We start from the raw sequence: 16,413 nt of genomic DNA, 5'->3' as shown, positions 1-16,413 counted from the left end.
ACTGCGCGTCGCGCCCGTGACCGACGCCTGCCGGGAGAACGGCAGAATTCACGCCCTCGTTACGCGCGGGTGCGCTCACGCTCCGTGGCGAGCGCGGCGCGCGCGGCGTCGTATTCGGCGGATGCACGGGCCACGGCGTTCTCGGCCTGCTGCACGCGGCGCTGCGCGAACGTCGCCGCACCGAACCGTTCGCGCACGCGATCGTCGCGTTCGCGGACCAGCGTGACGATGTAGGCAGTCGCGATCAGGATCACCTGAGCCGACAGGTTGAACCACAGCAGCAGCGCGATCAGCGCCGCGAACGAGGCCAGAAGAGGGTTCGAGGTGGCGCCGCCGACGAACAGACCCGACAGCTGCTGGAGCACGGCGAGTCCCACCGCGCCCAGCACGGACCCCGTCCAGAGCGCCTTCGCTCCCGCGCGCACCCCGGAGAGCACGCGGAACAGCACGGCGATCGCGACGGCATCCAGCGCGAAGGTCACGAGGATCGCCAGCAGACGACTGCCCCACGTGATCAGCGGGTCATCGGGCGCGAGGCCCCACCACCCGGCGAGCGTCCCGAGGCCGGCCGTGCCGAGCACCGTCACCGCGGCAGAGGCAGCGAGAGCGCCACCGGCGCCGACCGCGAGGGCGAGGTTGCGCAGCATCACGAGCCAGAAGGGGACGTCGTCAGCACCCTGGTCGCAGACGACCCGCATCGCGGTGCGGAGCGACCCGATCGCCCCGATCGCGGCCCCCACGAGACCGACCGCGGCGATGGCGCCCGCGACCGTGAGCCCACCGGGAGCCGAGATCTTGTCGGGATCGATGAGCCCGCCCTCGCCGACGAGCCCGGGTACGGCGCGGTCGACGGCGTCGATCAGCGCCTGCCACGCCACCGGGTCGCTGCCCAGCCACAGCGCCGCGATCGAGAAGCCGAGCAGCACCGCCGCGAACACGCTGAACAAGGCCCGGTAGGTGACGCTGTCGGCGAGCATGGCGCCACGCCGCTCGCTGTAGCGCAGGAACGCCCGGACAGCAGTCAGTGACAGGGCCCAGGCGGTGATGCGCGCGATGTCCATGCCGCCCACAATAGGCACGCGCGGCGATCGGCGCTGGGACTTGACAACCGCCGGGCCTCGGCCGGACTGTGCCGGATCACGCCATCAGCGACAGTGCGGCCCCCGCCCACAGGCCGAACAGCAGGAACGGGCCGAACGGAATCGCCGTCGCACCGGTCGCGCGGCGGGTGCCGATGAGAACGGCACCGACGAGGCCGCCGGCGACGAAGGCCGCGAGCGTGCCGACCACGACCGCCGTCCAGCCGATCCAGCCGAGAGCCGCACCGACGACACCGGCGAGCTTGACGTCGCCGCCGCCCATGGCGCCCGGCCGCACCAGACGGAGCGCCGCGAAGAAGGCGAACAGCACCGCTCCGGCGAGCGCTGCGCGCACGAGCCCGCCCCACGGCGCCCCGGCGAGGCAGGCGGCGGCGAACGCGAGGGCGAGCACCGGGTAGGCGGGCAGGACGATCGCGTTCGGCAGACGATGGATCCGCACGTCGATCACGGTGAGCGCCACCGTGAGGGCGGCGAGATACAGCGACGCGGCGAGCACGAGCGCGAAGGCGAGGGGACGAGAGACCGGCGACGCCGTGCCGTAGGCGTCGGTCGCGGTGCACAGCGCGGACGCCGCAGCGCACACGAGCGCGGTCGCCGCCCCCGCCACGGGTCGCCGCGCGAGGATCCCGACGCCCCGGATGGCGGCGTGCACGGCGTGCCCGGCGGCCCCTCCCACCGATGCGCCACCGAGTGCGGCCACGGCGATCCAGAGAATCGACGGCGACTCACCCATCGAGCACCTCGAGCCGGACCGAGACGGTCCCCTCGCCGCCGATCCCCTCGGCCTCACGCACAGCGCGCTTGAGCGGCAGCACGTACGCGCCGCGGGAGGCATCCGGAAAGATCGAGGTGCGCCATCGCGACGATCCGATCCGCACCTCGACGCGCACGGAACCGAAGCCGCGCGGAGGTCGCGGGATCTCGCGGATGTCCGCGCTCAGCTCCTCGGGCAGCGCGACGAAGTACCACTCCTGCTCACGTGCCGTCCATCGGAAGATCGGCCCCTCGAACGCCATTCGCACGGGGCCATGGTAGGCGGCGGGCGCGGGGGCGCGTCGAAACGATCCTCAGGGGTGGATGATCACGGGGCTGCCCTCGGGCAGGGCCGCGAGCCGGTCGGTGGCCGCCCCGTCGAGGTAGATGCAGCCGAAGGAGTTCGGGCCCGAGCGCTCGCGATAGTAGTGGAACGCGGTGACGGCGACCGTGCCGCCATCGAACCCGGGCAGGGTGGGCGACTGCACGCCGAGATAGACGAGTGGATGCCCGTCGGTGTAGGCGAAGTCGGGGACCACACGCGTCAGCATGACGAACGTGCGCCCGACCGGCGTCGGCGTCGACGGCTTGCCCCACGCGAAGTCGTTCGCGACCCGCTCGCGGCCGCTCCGGCTCACGATGTCGATCGTGTGCGCCGCGAGATGGACCTCGACGTACGAGGCAGCGCGCGTCAGCTCGACATCGGCCACGCGCAGCCAGCCGGTGCTCTGCGCGGGGTTCCCCTCGGGAGGAGTCCCCTGCCGGCCGGCGAGCAAGACCTTGACCCAGTGCGTGTCGTGGACCACCACCGGCACGGTCGTGCCGCCGTACGCCGCGTCGCGCGGCAGGTACCCGATGGGTGCGCCGGCGGGATCGGCGAACACGGGGGCCGTCGAGAGCGGGCGGGCGAGCTCCCCCGTCATCGCGCCGAACGGGTCATCGTCGACCGGGAGAGCGGGGTCGACGCTCCACACATCGATCTGCGCCAGCGCGCTCACGTCGTAGACGGCGGTGTTCGCCGCGGCGCCCGACTCGCGCATCTGCCGCGAGGCGAACGAGGGACTCTCCGAGGCATCCGCCACGGACTCGTCGACGACGAGCGGCATCGCCGGGATCGGTGCCGTGCGATCGGGCACCGGGACAAGAGCGACACCGACGCCGAGCACCGCGATCCCGGCGAGGGCGAGCGCGGTGACGACCCACGGCGCCCACGCCCCCGGAGTGGGGGCGGGCGCCGTGGGTCGGGAACGAGCATGCACCCTCTCATCGTCGGGGGTGCAGAGCCCGCGGGCAACTCGTCACGCGCACGGCGAAGGGGGCCGGGTATGCTCCCCCGGCCCCCTCGTCGATGTGACTCGACGTTCGGTCCCGCGAACGGGACCGCGCCATGCGTCAGGCTGTCGTCTTCGTGCGGCGCGCGCCCTTCGCAGCCTTGACCGTCGGCACCGTGCCGGTGACGGCGTCGCTCTCGACCTGCGCGACCTTGCGGGCGGCGCGGACCTCGGCGAAGGAGGTGCCGTAGTACGCGGCCTCCATGAGGGTCTTCATGTCCTCGATCATCGGCATGCGGGGGTTCGCCGGTGCGCACTGGTCGCGGTAGGCGGCCAGGGCGAGGTCGTGCAGACCCGCGATGAAGGTGGTCTCGTCGACGCCCTGCTGCTGGAACGAGCGCTCGATGCCCACCCGGTCGCGCAGCTCCTCGACGGCCCGAGCGTAGCTCTCGACGCCCTCTTCCGGCGTGGAGGCCGGAAGGCCGAGGTGCTTCGCGATCTCCTGGAAGCGCTCGGGAGCGACGTAGCGCTCGTACTTCGGCCAGCTGGTGAGCTTCGTCGGCACGGTGCCGTTGTAGCGGATCACGTGGGGCAGGTAGACGGCATTCGTCCGGCCGTGCACCAGGTGGTACGTCGCACCCGTGACGTGGGCCATCGCGTGCACGATCCCGAGGAATGCGTTGCCGAAGGCCATGCCCGAGATGGATGCCGCGTTGTGCATCTTCTCGCGCGCCTTGATGTCGTCGGCGTCGGTCGAGTTCGGCTGCGCCGTGGTGCTGCGCTCGATGTTCTCGAAGATGAGCTTGATCGCGTGCAGGCACAGGCCGTCGGTGTAGTCGTTGGCGTAGACGGAGACGAACGCCTCGGTGGCGTGGGTCAGGGCATCGAAGCCGGCGTCGGCGACCAGGAACCCGGGCAGCATCTTGGTCAGCACGGGGTCGATGATCGCGACCGACGGGGTCAGCGCGTAGTCGGCGAGCGGGTACTTCATGCCGCTCTCGTCGTCGGTGATGACGGCGAACGGGGTCATCTCGCTGCCGGTGCCCGAGGTGGTCGGGATGCAGACGAGCTTGGCCATCTTGCCGAGCTCGGGGAACTTGAACGCACGCTTGCGCACGTCGAAGAACTTCTCACCGAGGTCGGAGAACTCGATGTCGGGGTGCTCGTAGAGCAGCCACATGACCTTGGCGGCATCCATCGGCGAACCGCCGCCGAGGGCGACGATCGTGTCGGGCTGGAACTGGCGCATCAGCTCGGCGCCGGCACGCACCTCGGAGACCTTCGGCTCGGGCTTGACCGTGTTGATCAGCTGCACCTGGACGCGGTTCTCGCGGCGGTTCAGCACGTCCATGATCTTGTCGACGTAGCCGAGCTTCGTCATCGTCTCGTCGGTGACGATCGAGACCCGCTCGACGCCCCGCATGTCGGTGAGGTAGCGGACCGCGTTCGGCTCGAAGTAGGTCTTGGCGGGCACCTTGAACCACTGCATGTTGTTGTTGCGCCGACCGATGCGCTTGATGTTCACGAGGTTCACCGCCGAGACGTTGTTGGAGACGGAGTTGTGTCCGTAGGAGCCGCAGCCGAGGGTCAGGCTCGGCATGAAGGCGTTGTAGATGTCGCCGATGCCGCCGAGAGCCGACGGGCTGTTCTCGATGATGCGGACGGCCTTGACGACCTTGCCGAACTCGGCGATGACCTCCTGGTCGTTGGAGTGGATCGCCCCCGAGTGGCCGAGACCGTCGAAGTCGACCATCTGGCGCGCCAGGTCGATACCCTCGGCCGGAGTCTTGGCGCGGAGCACGGCGAGCACCGGGGCGAGCTTCTCGCGCGTCAGCGGCTCGTGCGGGCCGACACCGGAGACCTCGGCGAGGATGATCGAGGTGTCCTCCGGCACGGTGAAGCCGGCGTGCTCGGCGATCCACTGCGGGGACTGACCGACGACGGTGGGGTTCAGCTTCGCGCCGGCGCAGTTCTCACTGTTCGCCGCGACGCCGAAGATGAACTCCTCGAGCATCCGCTTCTCGTCGGCGGTCGCCAGGTAGGCGTGCAGGCGGGCGAACTCGGCGAGTGCTTCGGCGGCGATCGGCTCGTCGAGGATGACGGCCTGCTCGCTCGCACACACCATGCCCATGTCGAAGGACTTCGACAGCACGATGTCGTTGACCGCGCGTCCGACCTTCGCCGTGCGCTCGATGAAGGCGGGCACGTTACCGGCGCCGACGCCGAGGGCGGGCTTGCCGCAGGAGTACGCGGCGCGGACCATGGCGTTGCCACCCGTGGCGAGGATGAGCGCGACGCCCGGGTGGTTCATGAGGGCGCCGGATGCCTCCATCGACGGCTCCTCGATCCACTGGATGCAGTTCTCGGGGGCGCCGGCGGCGATGGCCGCGTCACGGACGATCTTGGCGGCGGCGACGGAGCACTTCTGCGCAGCCGGGTGGAAGCCGAACACGATGGGGTTGCGGGTCTTCAGGGCGATGAGCGACTTGAAGATCGCCGTGGACGTCGGGTTCGTCACGGGCGTCAGACCGCAGATGACGCCGACCGGGTCGGCGATCTCGGTGATGCCGGTGATCTCGTCGTGCGAGATGACCCCGACCGTCTTCTGGTTGATGATCGAGTTCGTCACGTGCTCGCACGCGAACATGTTCTTCACGGCCTTGTCTTCGAACAGGCCGCGGCCGGTCTCTTCGACCGCCATGACGGCGAGCTCTCCGTGATAGTGAAGCGCGGCCACACTGGCTTTTCGCACGATGTGGTCGACCTGCTCCTGAGTGAAGGACGCGTACTCCGCGAGAGCGGCGAGCGCGCCATCGACGAGGACATCGACCTGAGCATCGATCGAGGTGGACATGATGGGTCTCCTACCCGGCGCGGACACGTCGTCCGCGTCATCGCTTTCCGGGTCCGAGGGGCTCTCGGGCCTGTCTGAGACCAGTATGCCACCTGTGGTCTGACCACACAAGCGGCACTCTCGATTCGGGGCCCACCTCCCCGAATCCACCCGAGCGCAGGCATCCCCGCACCGCGCCGCCGCGCCGCCGCGCCGCGCCGCCGACGGATGCCGAGACCCACCCCACGCGTCGAGACCGCCGTTCCGAGTCACGGTCTCGACGCGAGAACGCGGTCTCGGTGCGTGCGGGACGGCAGCCGTCGGCACACCCCGCGAGCGCGGGCATCCGGTTCGGGCACCCTTCAGTAATGCTGAAGCTTTCGGCGTACAGTGACGACATGCTCCCCCTCGCGATCGCGATCATCACCGCAGCACTCGTCTTCTACAGCGTCTTCTACAGCGTCGGCGTCTGGGCCGAACGCATCCAACGCACCCTGCGCTGGTGGCACGCCGGCATGTTCGCGCTCGGTCTCGCATGCGACACCGGCGGAACGATCCTCATGACGCGGATCGCGGCCGATCGACGCGCCGACGGGATCGCCGAGAACGCCGCCGGGACGCTCATGACCTGGACCGGAACCGCGGCGATCGTCCTCATGGCGGTGCACCTGGTCTGGGCGGTCGTGGTGCTGGTGCGCGGCCGCGAGACGGAGAAGCGCGCGTTCCACCGCTTCAGCATCGTGGTGTGGGCGCTGTGGCTGATCCCCTACGTCGCGGGCGCGGTCAGCGCGATGGCGAGGTAGGGCCGGGCGCATCGCCGACCGGCCGCGCCGGGCCCACGGGGTCGGGATCCCGGAAGTCCGCGCGACGCGACGCGAGGGCGGCGGATGCCGCGAGGGCGCCGATCGTCAGGAGCGCCCCCAGCACCAGGGCCGCCTGCTCCCCCGGCGACAGCAGTCCGGTCTCGGCGCCGACGGTGGCCGCGGCGATCGGCACCCCGAGCTGTGCGGCGGCGATGACCGACCAGAGGGAGCGCTGGCGCAACACGACGCCGATCAGGTGAGCGAGAAGGGCACCGACCCCGAGAAGCAGGCCGAGCCCCAGGTACGCCGGGTCGTCGCGCAGACTCGACAGCGACAGCGAGGCCCCGAGCCAGACGAAGTACAGCGGCGAGAGAAAGCCCTCGGTCACGGCGAACAGCTGTCGCGCGAGCCGGCGCGGCTCGCCGACGCTCGCGACGGCGAGCCCAGCGGCGAAGCCGGCCAGCAGCACCGACACGTGCGACACCTGGGCGAGCGCGCCCAGCGCGCAGACGAGGATGAGACTGAGGCGCAGCTCGAGCGCGAGCCGGTGCGTCTTGCTGATCGTGCGCACCCGCGATGCGCGCTCGCGCCGCTGCATCCACCGCAGCGCGAACGCGAGCGCTGTCGCGACCGCCGCGATGCCCAGCGCACCCAGGGCGGATCCGACGGCGTGCTGCGGATCCATCGCGAGAGGCAGCGCCACGATGCATGCGGTGTCGGCGATCGCAACCTGCGCGATCGTGGTCAGCAGTTGCGCCCCGCCCAGCCGCAGCTGCTGCACGGCCGGCAGGACGAGGGCCGCCGACGACGAGGCCATCACGACCGCGTAGACCGCGCCGTGCCCCGTGCCGAACAGGGTGGCGAGGCCCCCACCGGCGAACGCCGCGACGATGCCGACGGCGACCGCTTGCAGCGCGCCGCGCCCGAGGGCCGGGCGCAGCCGACTGTCGCGCAGCGGCACGTGGGTTCCCGCGACGAACATCGTGAGCCCGAACCCGAGCGTCGCCAGGAAGGCGAAGGTGGGGTCGGTCGCGTCGACGAGCCGCAACCCCGACGAGCCGATCAGCACTCCTGCGACCAGTTCGCCGACGACGATCGGCACACGCCATCTCGTCACGGCGGCCAACGCCGGCCCGAGGAGGGCGACCGCCCCGACGAGGGCGAGGATCGACAGGCTCATTCCATCACGCAGTGGGGGTGACGATGCGGCACGGGATCTGGGTGTTCTCGTCGAGGTACCAGCTCGCGCACACGCGATGGTATCCGTCGGCGATCTGCGCCGGTGTGCCGGTCGTCAGCTCGCCGCGCACGAGCAGCACCGGCGACAGCGGAGTGCCCGCGTGCACCTTCGCCAGATCCGCCGCGACGTGCGGATTGTCTTTCGGCAGCAGCGGAAGCCGCGCGGCGCGCAGGACGTCCTTCGCCTTCTTCAGCACCGTGGGGGCGGCGTGCAGGGCGGCGACGATCGAGCTCACGCGTTCCGGGGCGGCGACGAGGGCGAGATAGTCGGCGGCAGCGGGAAAGTCGTGGTCGTCGGGCTCGTTCTTCCAGATCGGGTCGCGCATAGCGCCCATTGTGCCCGTCATCCGTATGTCGCTGCTGGGCGGGGTGGCGTCCTCGCCTGGACCCACCCGCGTCTGCCCGCGCACGTGGCCGCCCGTGCCCGCCAGTGCCCGGCTCGTCGAGACCCACACCTCGCGTCGAGACCCCGGTCACGAGTCGCGGTCTCGACGCGAAACGGCGGTTTCGACGGCGCGGGCCCGAGCGGGGCCACCGGCGCGCGCGCAGACTGGAGGGGTGGCATCCATTCCCGTCTACTACTACTCGTCGGTGTCGAACCTCACGGGACGGTTCGCCGAGAGCCTGGCAGCGCGCACGGGTCGCGCCGTATTCCAGCTGGCGGATGCCGCGGTGCGCCACAGCGAGCCCGACGGCCCCTGGGTGCTGCTGACCCCCTCGTACAAAGCGGGGAACGCCGACGAGGTGACTCTCCCCGCTCCCGTGCGTGCCTTTCTGCGGTCGCCGACGACCCGACGCCGTCTGGTGGGGATCATCGGCTCGGGGAACCGCAACTTCGGCGAGTACTACCAGGCGGCGGCGCGCGAGCTCGCAGTCGCCTCGGGGCGCCCCGTCCTGTTCGAGTTCGAGCTCTCCGGCACACCGGAGGACGTCGAGGCGTGCGGACGGATCCTCGACGACCTGGACGCCGCGCTGCACGAGGTCAGCTGCACGAGTACAGAGTGAAGCCGGAGTCGCGCGCGTCGCCGGCCGCGTAGCCACCGCGAGGGCCCGCGGACGCACCGCCGGCGTCGGCGCCCTCACGGGCCGACTCGCCGCCCGTATGCGTTCCGTCCTCGCCATGCGCGCTCTCGGCACCGTGCGCGCTCTCAGCGCTCTGCGCGCTCTCGGAGCCGCGGCCGGGAGCGGACGGAGCGATCGCTTCGGCGGCGCCGCGTCCGGCGTCGGATGCACCGACGCCGGACGCCCACGATCTGACCTCCGTGCAGGCGTTGCTCTGCGCTGTCGCGCGCACGGGGTCGTTCTGCGGCGCGGACTGCTTCACGACGAGCAGGTGCACCTCACCCGAATCGATCAAGCCACGGATCTGCGCCGATGTGAACACCTGCGCCTGACCTGAGAACCCGCCGTCGGAGAGCACCTCCCGCCCCGTCGCGTCGATGAGCGGTGCGGCGATGTTCCAGGTGTCGGTGAGAAAGAGCGGATGCCCGTCGGTACCGCCCCCGGCGGAGAGCACCGCCGTCAGCAGTTCGGCATCGGCGCCTGACAACGCGGAGGAGCCTCCCCACACCGCCGGGGCCGACACGGCGAAGGCCGGGTCGGGCGATCCGGCGGACACCCCGCCGGTGTGCCCGTCGCGGCGGATGCCGACGGACGCGTCGCCACCGGATCCGTCGCGCGACGAGTCGAGCACCTGGGCGCTGAAGAGCGCGGGGCCGGCCACGAGGGCGGCCGCTGCAGCGATGGCCAGCACCGATCGGCCGATGGTGCGTCCGGCCGCGACGAACATGCTCGCCCCGAACCCCACCACCAGCAGCACGCACATCGGCACCGACAGCACGACGGGCATCCGTCCCGCGACGGCGAGGAGGATCCACCAGCCGCCCTGCACGGCGATGAGTGCGGGAAGGATCGCGCGCTCCACGCGTCGCGTCGACCGCGCGAGACGCAGGGCCTCGGTCGTGGCGAACGCGGTGAGCAGTGCCAGCTGCACGCCGATCGCGGCGAGGTAGGCGGTGTGCGGCATGCGGGCGACGCTGAGCACGCCGGCAGCCGTCAGAAGCCAGATGGTCAGGACGACGAACGTGGCACGACCTGTTCCGTCGACGCCGCTCGGCGAGGACGCGCCTGCCTCAGCCACCGTCGTGCGGCGCGGCCACCACCGCCACACCCCGAGCGCGATCGCCGCGATCGCCGCCGGGTACAGCCAGCCCACCTGGGTCGCGTACGTCGGATCGAGCAGCTTCAGGTAGGCGCCCTGCGGCCCGCCGGACATGCCACCGCCGGCCTGCACGGCGCCGGGAACCGCGTTCGGGACCAGTCGATCGATGCCGTTGTAGCCGAACACCATCGCGAACACGTCGTTGTCGGTCGACCCGTCCACGAACGGGCGCGACGCGGCCGGCACGAGCTGGATGACGAGTATCCACGCGATCGACGAGACGACGGCGACCGCCGCGAGGATGCCCGCGCGGACGAACCGGCGACCCCAGGACGCACCGCCCACGAGCACGGTGCCGACGAGGAGAGCGGGGAGCACGAACCACGCCTGCATCATCTTCGCCTGGAACCCGACGCCGATGAACAGCCCCGCGAGCAGCAGCGGCCACAGCCGCTGTGTGAGCGCCGCGCGCTGCCACCACACGAGCGCAACGGCGAGCGCCATGGTGAGCATGCCGTCCTCCATGGGGTGGCCGAACATCGACACGAAGATGGGCGTGAAGGCGGCGGCCGCGGCGGCGACGAGACCGCCCGCACGTCCGAGCCAGCGCAGGCCCACGACGGCGCAGGCGAGGGTCGTGACGACGCCCTCGATCAGCTGCGGCAACGCGAGGGCCGACGTCGTCGGCCCGAACAGGCGGATGCTGAGGGCCTGCGGCACCGCGAACCCGCTGAGCTTGTCCAGCGTGACCGTCGCGCCCGGGTCGAAGGCGCCGAAGAAGAGCGCCTGCCACGACTCCGACATGGAGCGGGCGGATGCCTCGTAGAACGAGAAGTCACCGCCACGGGCCAGGTTCCACGCCGTGAGCGAGGTCGACACGACGACAATGAGCGCCAGGGAGAGACGAGCCCACCAGGGCTCGGACCACCAGCGGGGCAGGACGGGCTTTTCACGCACGATCGAGAAGGTAGCCTCGCCCATTCAGGTCGGGCTCTGCGCGCGCTATCAGGCAGATGTGAACGGCGACGCCCCGGTGAACAGCGGGAGAACACCGCGATTGTCCGACACCAGACTCAGACCCCGCCGATGTCGACCGCCTATGCTCGCCCCCGTGCTGCGCCGGTCTCTCCCCCGTCGACGCGCCGCCATCCGCGGCGCGATCGGCCCCGTTGCCGCGGTGAGCGTGGCGACCTGCACCATCATGGCGCTGGCCGGCTGCACAGCCTCGCCGGCGCCCGCCGACCCGTTGGAGCCCACGGTGCTGGTGTCGGTGGACTCGTGCGGGCAAGGGTGGACGACGCCGACGGCGGGTGCGCAGCGCATGACGATCAGAAACGTCGATTCACGCGCGGGCGAGGTGTATCTCACCGATGCGCAGTCAGGTGCGGTGTACGCCGACATCGATCCGATCGGGCCGGGTACGCAGACCGAGATGGACATCACGCTGACCGCGGGCGCCTATGCCTTCCGCTGTGCGATGGAGGACGAAGGGACCGTCACCGGCCCGACCGCCACCGTCGTCGGCACCGCGACCGACGCCGCCACGCCGGTCGCCGCGGTCTCGCAGGCCGACCTCGTGCCCGCCACGCTCCAGTACGAGAAGTACGTCACCGATCGCCTCCCCGTGCTGGCTCGGCTGACGAGCACCCTGCGAGCCGACCTCGCCGCGGGCGATCTGGAGGCGGCGAGGGCGGACTGGCTTCCCGCACATGTCGAGTACGAAACGCTGGGCGCAGCCTACGGCGCGTTCGGCGACCTCGACGATCGCATCGACGGACTCCCGAACGGGCTGCCTCGGGGCCCCGCCGACCCGGCGTGGACGGGCTTCCACCGCGTCGAATTCGGCCTGTGGCACGGCGAGGCGGCATCCACCCTCGCCCCGCTCGGCGACGACCTCGCCAGCGCCGTCTCGGATCTTTCCGACACGTTCGCGCACGCCCAGATCGATCCACTCCAGATCTCTCTCCGTGCGCACGAGATCACCGAGAACGCCGTTCAGTTCGAGCTCACCTCGGCGACGGATTTCGGCAGCGACTCGAACCTCGCGACGATTTCCGCGAATCTCGAGGGCACGACGACGGTGATCGACATCCTGGCGCCGCTGCTCGCGTCGCGCGATCCCGGCTTCTCGCGAATGCGCGCCCACCTCGACAGCACCCGCGCCGACGTGCCGGCCGCCGGGTCCGATCTGCGTGCGCTGCCTCTGGCGACGAGACAGCGGCTCGATGCCGACCTGTCGCAGCTCGCCGAAGACCTCGCCCCCGTGGCAGCCCTCCTCGATCCGAGACGAGTCGACCAGTGACGAACACCCCCCTCCCGCCCGCATCGTGCCCCGTCTCCGGCGTCGGGCGGCGCGGGTTTCTGCGCGGAGCGCTCGGCACGGGTCTCGCCACGGGGGCTGCCCTCGCAGGCTTCGGTGGCGGCGCGCTCGCGACGGCGGCGCATGCGCAGACGGATGCCCCGGCATCCGACGCGGGTCGCGCGATCCCTTTCCATGGCATCCATCAGGCCGGCATCCTCACTCCCCCGCAGGCCGCAGCCGCGTTCGTCGCCTTCGATCTGACGACCGGATCCGTCGCCGACACCGCGGCGCTTCTGCAGACGATCACCGACCGTGCACGGGCGCTCACCGCGGGCGGCACCCCCGCGAACCTCGGCATCTCGGCACCGCCCTCCGACTCCGGGATCCTCGGCCCGGACCTGCCCGCTGCGGGCCTGACGGTGACCCTCGGCGTGGGCTCGTCGTTCTTCGACCGGTGGGGCCTCGCCGCTCGCCGCCCGACGCGGCTGCGCCCGATGGACACGTTCGTCAACGACGACCTCGACCGCGCGCGCTGCGACGGCGACCTGCTGCTGCAGATCTGCGCCGACAGCACCGACGTCGTCCTGCACGCGCTGCGCGACATCGCCCGGCACACGCGGGGGGGCATGCAGGTGCGCTGGCGCGTCGACGGCTTCCAGTCGCCGTCGCGTCCGAGCGGCGCCTCACGGAACCTCCTCGGCTTCAAAGACGGCATCGCGAACCCGGCACCGGCAGAGGCCGACGCCCTTCTCTGGGTCGGTGCGGGCGGCATCGAGCCGGCGTGGGCGACGGGCGGCTCCTATCAGGTGACCCGGATCATCCGCATGCTCGTGGAGTTCTGGGATCGCGTGACGCTCTCGGAGCAGGAGCGGATGATCGGGCGCCGCCGCGACAGCGGCGCCCCTCTCACGGGATCGTCCGAGACGGATGCGCCCGACTACACCGACGATCCCCTCGGGTCGGCGATCCCGCTCGATGCGCACATCCGCCGCGCGAACCCCCGCAGCGCCGACACCGACGACACGCGGCTGCTGCGTCGCGGGTACAACTACGACGGCGGCACCGACGTCAACGGCAACCTGGACATGGGCCTCGTCTTCACCTGCTTCCAGCAGGACCTCGACCGGCAGTTCGTCACGGTTCAAAAACGCCTCGCGGACGAGCCGCTCGCGGACTACATCTCCCCCGTCGGCGGCGGGTACTTCTTCGCACTGCCCGGCGTGCGCGACGCATCCGATTGGCTGGGGCGCGGCATCTTCGCCTGAGCCGACCTGCCGCGCGGCCGATGGCACGACCGCGCACTCTCAGCGAACACATCTGCTCCTCAGCCGAGATCCCTCGGCCCCGTTCAGTCTGCGTTTGCGATCTCGGCACGCAGACCGCTCCGCGCGGTCGTAGCGTCACGACGCACAGAGTGTGCGCGGTCGTCTCGGCACCCCTCGATCCGACCGTCTGATTCCCCACAGAAAAGGATCGTCGATGAAATCCGCAGCCCCCAGGTCCCGCCGGTGGATCATCGTCACCGGAGCGGTGGTCGCCGTCGCGGCCGTCGCCGTCGGCATCGGTGCCAGCCAGCTCTCGCATGGCGCAGGAGGAACGGATGCCGCGACCCCGTCGGGCGCGACCACCACCCCTATCCAGCACGTCGTGGTCATCTTCGACGAGAACGTCTCGTACGACCACTACTTCGGCACGTACCCCAAGGCCGCCAACACCGACGGCACCCCGTTCACCGCCTCAGCCACGACGCCGAGCAACGACAACCTGTCGAGCGCGAACCTTCTCACGGCGAACCCCAACCAGTACCCGCCGATGCGGCTCACGCCATCGCAGGCGGCCACGTGCGACCAGAATCACGGGTACACCCCTGAGCAGAAGGCCGTGAACGGCGGCGCGATGGACCAGTTCGTCCAGAACACCTCCGTCGACACCTGCACGGGCCTCTACGGCGCGCCGGGCCTCGCGATGGGCTACTTCGACGGCAACACGGTCACGGGCCTGTGGAACTACGCCCAGCAGTACACGATGTCCGACAACGCGTGGGACGCCGGTTTCGGCCCGTCGACCCCCGGCGCATTGAACCTCATCTCCGGCCAGACGCACGGCTTCCTCGAGTACGACTCGAAGACCGGCGCGCAGGTCGCGACGCCCGACACCTACACGCTCGCCGACCCCGACGCCCAGGGCGTCGGCACCGTCATCAACGATCCCGATCCGGCCTTCGACGACTGCTCCGACAAGAACCACACCGCCACCAACACACTCGCCGGCGCCGCGGCGGGCAACACGAACATCGGCGACCTGCTGAACGCCCACGGCGTGACCTGGGGCTGGTTCCAGGGCGGGTTCCGACCGACGACGGCCGCCGGCGGCGACACGACGTACGCCGTCTGCGGAGCGAAGCACACCAACATCGCGGGTGCCTCGGTCGTCGACTACAGCCCGCATCACAACCCGTTCGCGTACTACCCGTCGACGTCGAACCCGCACCACCTGCCGCCGACGTCCGTTGCGGCGATCGGTCAGACCGACCAAGCGAACCACCAGTACGACATGTCCGACTTCACCGATGCCCTGAACGCCGGCAACCTGCCCGCCGTCAGCTTCCTGAAGGCGCCCGAGTATCAGGACGGACACGCCGGGTACTCCGACCCGATCGACGAGCAGCACTTCCTGGTCGACCAGATCAACGCCATCCAAAGCTCCAAGGACTGGGCATCCACGGCCGTGGTCATCGCGTACGACGACTCGGACGGCTGGTACGACCACGTCGCGCCGACCATCACGAACGGCTCGCAGAGCGCGAAGAACGACACGGCGCTGTGCTCGGCAGCCCGCGCACCGACGCTGGGCGGCCTGCAGGACCGGTGCGGTCCGAGCCAGCGCCTGCCGCTGCTCGTGATCTCGCCCTACGTGCACGAGAACAACGTCTCGCACGACCTCGTGTCGCAGCCCTCGATCCTGCGCTTCATCGAGGACAACTGGAGCACAGGTCAGACCGGTGCGGATTCGCTGGATGCCGGTGCGACGTCGCTCGCGACGCTGTTCGACTTCGGCGCGTATGACGGGCGGCGCGTGCTGCTCAACGAGGACGGCTCGGTGAAGTCCATCACCGCGATGGGCTGATTGCCCTCGTCCGAACGGCGGTGTCGGGCTCGTCCCGGCACCGCCGTTCTCGTCGGATCCGCGAGGGCACGAACGCGGCGGCATCCCGCCGCCGTCCGCCCGCACGTATTCCGGCGGATGGCGCGTTGCAGAAACTATTGAATGTATAGTGGCTATATCATCCATAGTGAGGAGAATCCCATGGCACAGATCGTCGTCTTCGGCGCCACCGGTTACGCCGGTGGCCACATCGCCCGCGAGCTCGTCTCGCGCGGGCACGCTGTTCTCGGCGTCGCCCGCACCGTCCCCGAGAACGGCGACGGCATCGAATACGTCGCCGGCTCAATCCACGACGCCGAGCTCGTCCGCCGCGTCGCGCACGGCGCTGACCAGATCGTCGTCGCACTCCACGCGCACGTCGATGACGGCCCCCAGCTCGCCGAAGCCCTGCCGCTTCTGGCCGAGGTCGCCCAGAGCGAGGGCGCCCGCCTCAGCTTCGTCGGCGGCGCCGGATCGCTGAACGTCAGCGAGGGCGGCCCTCGCCTGTTCGACACCGCGGAGTTCCCCGCCGAGTACAAGCCCGAGGCCGTCGCGCACGGCGCGATCCTCGACTGGCTGCGCACGACCGACGAGAAGCTCGACTGGTTCTACGTCAGCCCCGCCGCCGTGTTCGGATCCTGGGTGCCGGGCGAGCGCACCGGCACGTTCCGCGTGGGCGGCGATATCCTGCTGACCGACGCCGAGGGGAACTCGAGCATCAGCGGCGCCGACTACGCCACCGCCTACGTCGACGAGATCGAGAAGGCCGCCCACCCGCGCGCCCGTCTCTCCGTCGCCTACTGACCG

At 70.6% G+C, this 16,413-nt stretch carries 14 protein-coding genes; 6 read left to right on the top strand and 8 right to left on the bottom strand.

Annotation, left to right across the window (positions count from 1 at the left end):
* Positions 1–59 precede the first annotated feature (59 nt).
* The 5 genes from JOE64_RS05380 to adhE all read right to left on the bottom strand — a co-directional run bounded on the left by JOE64_RS05380 (position 60) and on the right by adhE (position 5,978).
* On the bottom strand, positions 60–1,061 hold the full coding sequence (locus JOE64_RS05380; RefSeq protein WP_204963297.1) for a YihY/virulence factor BrkB family protein: 1,002 nt from the start codon (positions 1,059–1,061) through the stop codon (positions 60–62).
* A 76-nt stretch (positions 1,062–1,137) separates the two neighbouring features.
* On the bottom strand, positions 1,138–1,833 hold the full coding sequence (locus tag JOE64_RS05375; RefSeq protein WP_204963296.1) for a prepilin peptidase: 696 nt from the start codon (positions 1,831–1,833) through the stop codon (positions 1,138–1,140).
* Positions 1,826–2,116 carry a DUF1905 domain-containing protein gene (locus JOE64_RS05370; protein ID WP_239531963.1) on the bottom strand — a complete coding sequence of 97 codons (291 nt, stop codon included), beginning with the start codon at positions 2,114–2,116 and terminating at the stop codon, positions 1,826–1,828. The genes JOE64_RS05375 and JOE64_RS05370 overlap by 8 nt, the downstream gene beginning before the upstream one ends.
* Positions 2,117–2,167: 51 nt before the next feature.
* Positions 2,168–3,112, bottom strand: coding sequence for a L,D-transpeptidase (locus JOE64_RS05365; protein ID WP_204963294.1), 945 nt, complete (start codon positions 3,110–3,112; stop codon positions 2,168–2,170).
* 133 nt (positions 3,113–3,245) lie between these two features.
* Positions 3,246–5,978, bottom strand: coding sequence for a bifunctional acetaldehyde-CoA/alcohol dehydrogenase (gene adhE / locus JOE64_RS05360; RefSeq protein WP_204963293.1), 2,733 nt, complete (start codon positions 5,976–5,978; stop codon positions 3,246–3,248).
* 377 nt (positions 5,979–6,355) lie between these two features.
* On the opposite strand from adhE, the gene JOE64_RS05355 reads away from it, so the two are divergent.
* Positions 6,356–6,760, top strand: a complete 405-nt coding sequence (locus JOE64_RS05355) for an HsmA family protein (protein WP_204963292.1) — start codon at positions 6,356–6,358, stop codon at positions 6,758–6,760.
* On the opposite strand, the gene JOE64_RS05350 is transcribed toward JOE64_RS05355, so the two are convergent.
* Together JOE64_RS05350 and JOE64_RS05345 are read right to left on the bottom strand one after the other, a co-directional pair.
* The gene (locus JOE64_RS05350; RefSeq protein ID WP_204963291.1) at positions 6,741–7,940 is read right to left on the bottom strand and encodes a cation:proton antiporter; all 1,200 of its coding nucleotides are present in this window, start codon (positions 7,938–7,940) and stop codon (positions 6,741–6,743) included. The two genes, JOE64_RS05355 and JOE64_RS05350, sit on opposite strands and share 20 nt — an antisense overlap.
* Positions 7,941–7,944: 4 nt before the next feature.
* On the bottom strand, positions 7,945–8,325 hold the full coding sequence (locus JOE64_RS05345; protein ID WP_204963290.1) for a hypothetical protein: 381 nt from the start codon (positions 8,323–8,325) through the stop codon (positions 7,945–7,947).
* Positions 8,326–8,557: 232 nt separating this feature from the next.
* Here JOE64_RS05345 and nrdI point away from each other — a divergent pair, with 232 nt between their 5' ends.
* Entirely contained in the window at positions 8,558–9,004 is a 447-nt protein-coding gene (gene nrdI / locus JOE64_RS05340) for a class Ib ribonucleoside-diphosphate reductase assembly flavoprotein NrdI (RefSeq protein WP_204963289.1), read from the top strand.
* Here the strand turns inward: nrdI and JOE64_RS05335 are convergent.
* Positions 8,982–11,117 carry an ArnT family glycosyltransferase gene (locus tag JOE64_RS05335; protein WP_307821481.1) on the bottom strand — a complete coding sequence of 712 codons (2,136 nt, stop codon included), beginning with the start codon at positions 11,115–11,117 and terminating at the stop codon, positions 8,982–8,984. The two genes, nrdI and JOE64_RS05335, sit on opposite strands and share 23 nt — an antisense overlap.
* Before the next feature lie 154 nt (positions 11,118–11,271).
* On the opposite strand from JOE64_RS05335, the gene JOE64_RS05330 reads away from it, so the two are divergent.
* The 4 genes from JOE64_RS05330 to JOE64_RS05315 all read left to right on the top strand — a co-directional run bounded on the left by JOE64_RS05330 (position 11,272) and on the right by JOE64_RS05315 (position 16,410).
* Positions 11,272–12,462 (top strand): EfeM/EfeO family lipoprotein, encoded by a 1,191-nt coding sequence (locus JOE64_RS05330; RefSeq protein WP_204963287.1) that lies wholly within the window; start codon positions 11,272–11,274, stop codon positions 12,460–12,462.
* Positions 12,459–13,727 carry an iron uptake transporter deferrochelatase/peroxidase subunit gene (gene efeB / locus JOE64_RS05325; RefSeq protein ID WP_204963286.1) on the top strand — a complete coding sequence of 423 codons (1,269 nt, stop codon included), beginning with the start codon at positions 12,459–12,461 and terminating at the stop codon, positions 13,725–13,727. The genes JOE64_RS05330 and efeB overlap by 4 nt, the downstream gene beginning before the upstream one ends.
* Before the next feature lie 214 nt (positions 13,728–13,941).
* On the top strand, positions 13,942–15,588 hold the full coding sequence (locus tag JOE64_RS05320; protein WP_204963285.1) for a phospholipase C: 1,647 nt from the start codon (positions 13,942–13,944) through the stop codon (positions 15,586–15,588).
* Between the two features lie 180 nt (positions 15,589–15,768).
* Positions 15,769–16,410: an NAD(P)-dependent oxidoreductase gene (locus tag JOE64_RS05315; RefSeq protein ID WP_204963284.1), complete on the top strand. Its 642-nt coding sequence runs from the start codon at positions 15,769–15,771 to the stop codon at positions 16,408–16,410.
* Positions 16,411–16,413: the final 3 nt, after the last annotated feature.

Origin of the sequence: Microbacterium dextranolyticum (genome assembly GCF_016907295.1) — a bacterium.
Classification (GTDB): domain Bacteria; phylum Actinomycetota; class Actinomycetes; order Actinomycetales; family Microbacteriaceae; genus Microbacterium; species Microbacterium dextranolyticum.
Note: the sequence above shows the minus strand (reverse complement) of the source record. Positions and strands in the feature narration are given on the sequence as shown.

Bases quoted from the DNA above. Each gene is read 5' to 3' on its own strand.
- JOE64_RS05370 (WP_239531963.1), bottom strand. From the start codon at position 2,116: ATGGCGTTCGAGGGGCCGATCTTCCGATGGACGGCACGTGAGCAGGAG.
- JOE64_RS05355 (WP_204963292.1), top strand. From the start codon at position 6,356: ATGCTCCCCCTCGCGATCGCGATCATCACCGCAGCACTCGTCTTCTAC.
- JOE64_RS05345 (WP_204963290.1), bottom strand. From the start codon at position 8,325: ATGCGCGACCCGATCTGGAAGAACGAGCCCGACGACCACGACTTTCCC.
- JOE64_RS05375 (WP_204963296.1), bottom strand. From the start codon at position 1,833: ATGGGTGAGTCGCCGTCGATTCTCTGGATCGCCGTGGCCGCACTCGGT.
- JOE64_RS05315 (WP_204963284.1), top strand. From the start codon at position 15,769: ATGGCACAGATCGTCGTCTTCGGCGCCACCGGTTACGCCGGTGGCCAC.
- JOE64_RS05350 (WP_204963291.1), bottom strand. From the start codon at position 7,940: ATGAGCCTGTCGATCCTCGCCCTCGTCGGGGCGGTCGCCCTCCTCGGG.
- JOE64_RS05320 (WP_204963285.1), top strand. From the start codon at position 13,942: ATGAAATCCGCAGCCCCCAGGTCCCGCCGGTGGATCATCGTCACCGGA.
- adhE (WP_204963293.1), bottom strand. From the start codon at position 5,978: ATGTCCACCTCGATCGATGCTCAGGTCGATGTCCTCGTCGATGGCGCG.
- JOE64_RS05380 (WP_204963297.1), bottom strand. From the start codon at position 1,061: ATGGACATCGCGCGCATCACCGCCTGGGCCCTGTCACTGACTGCTGTC.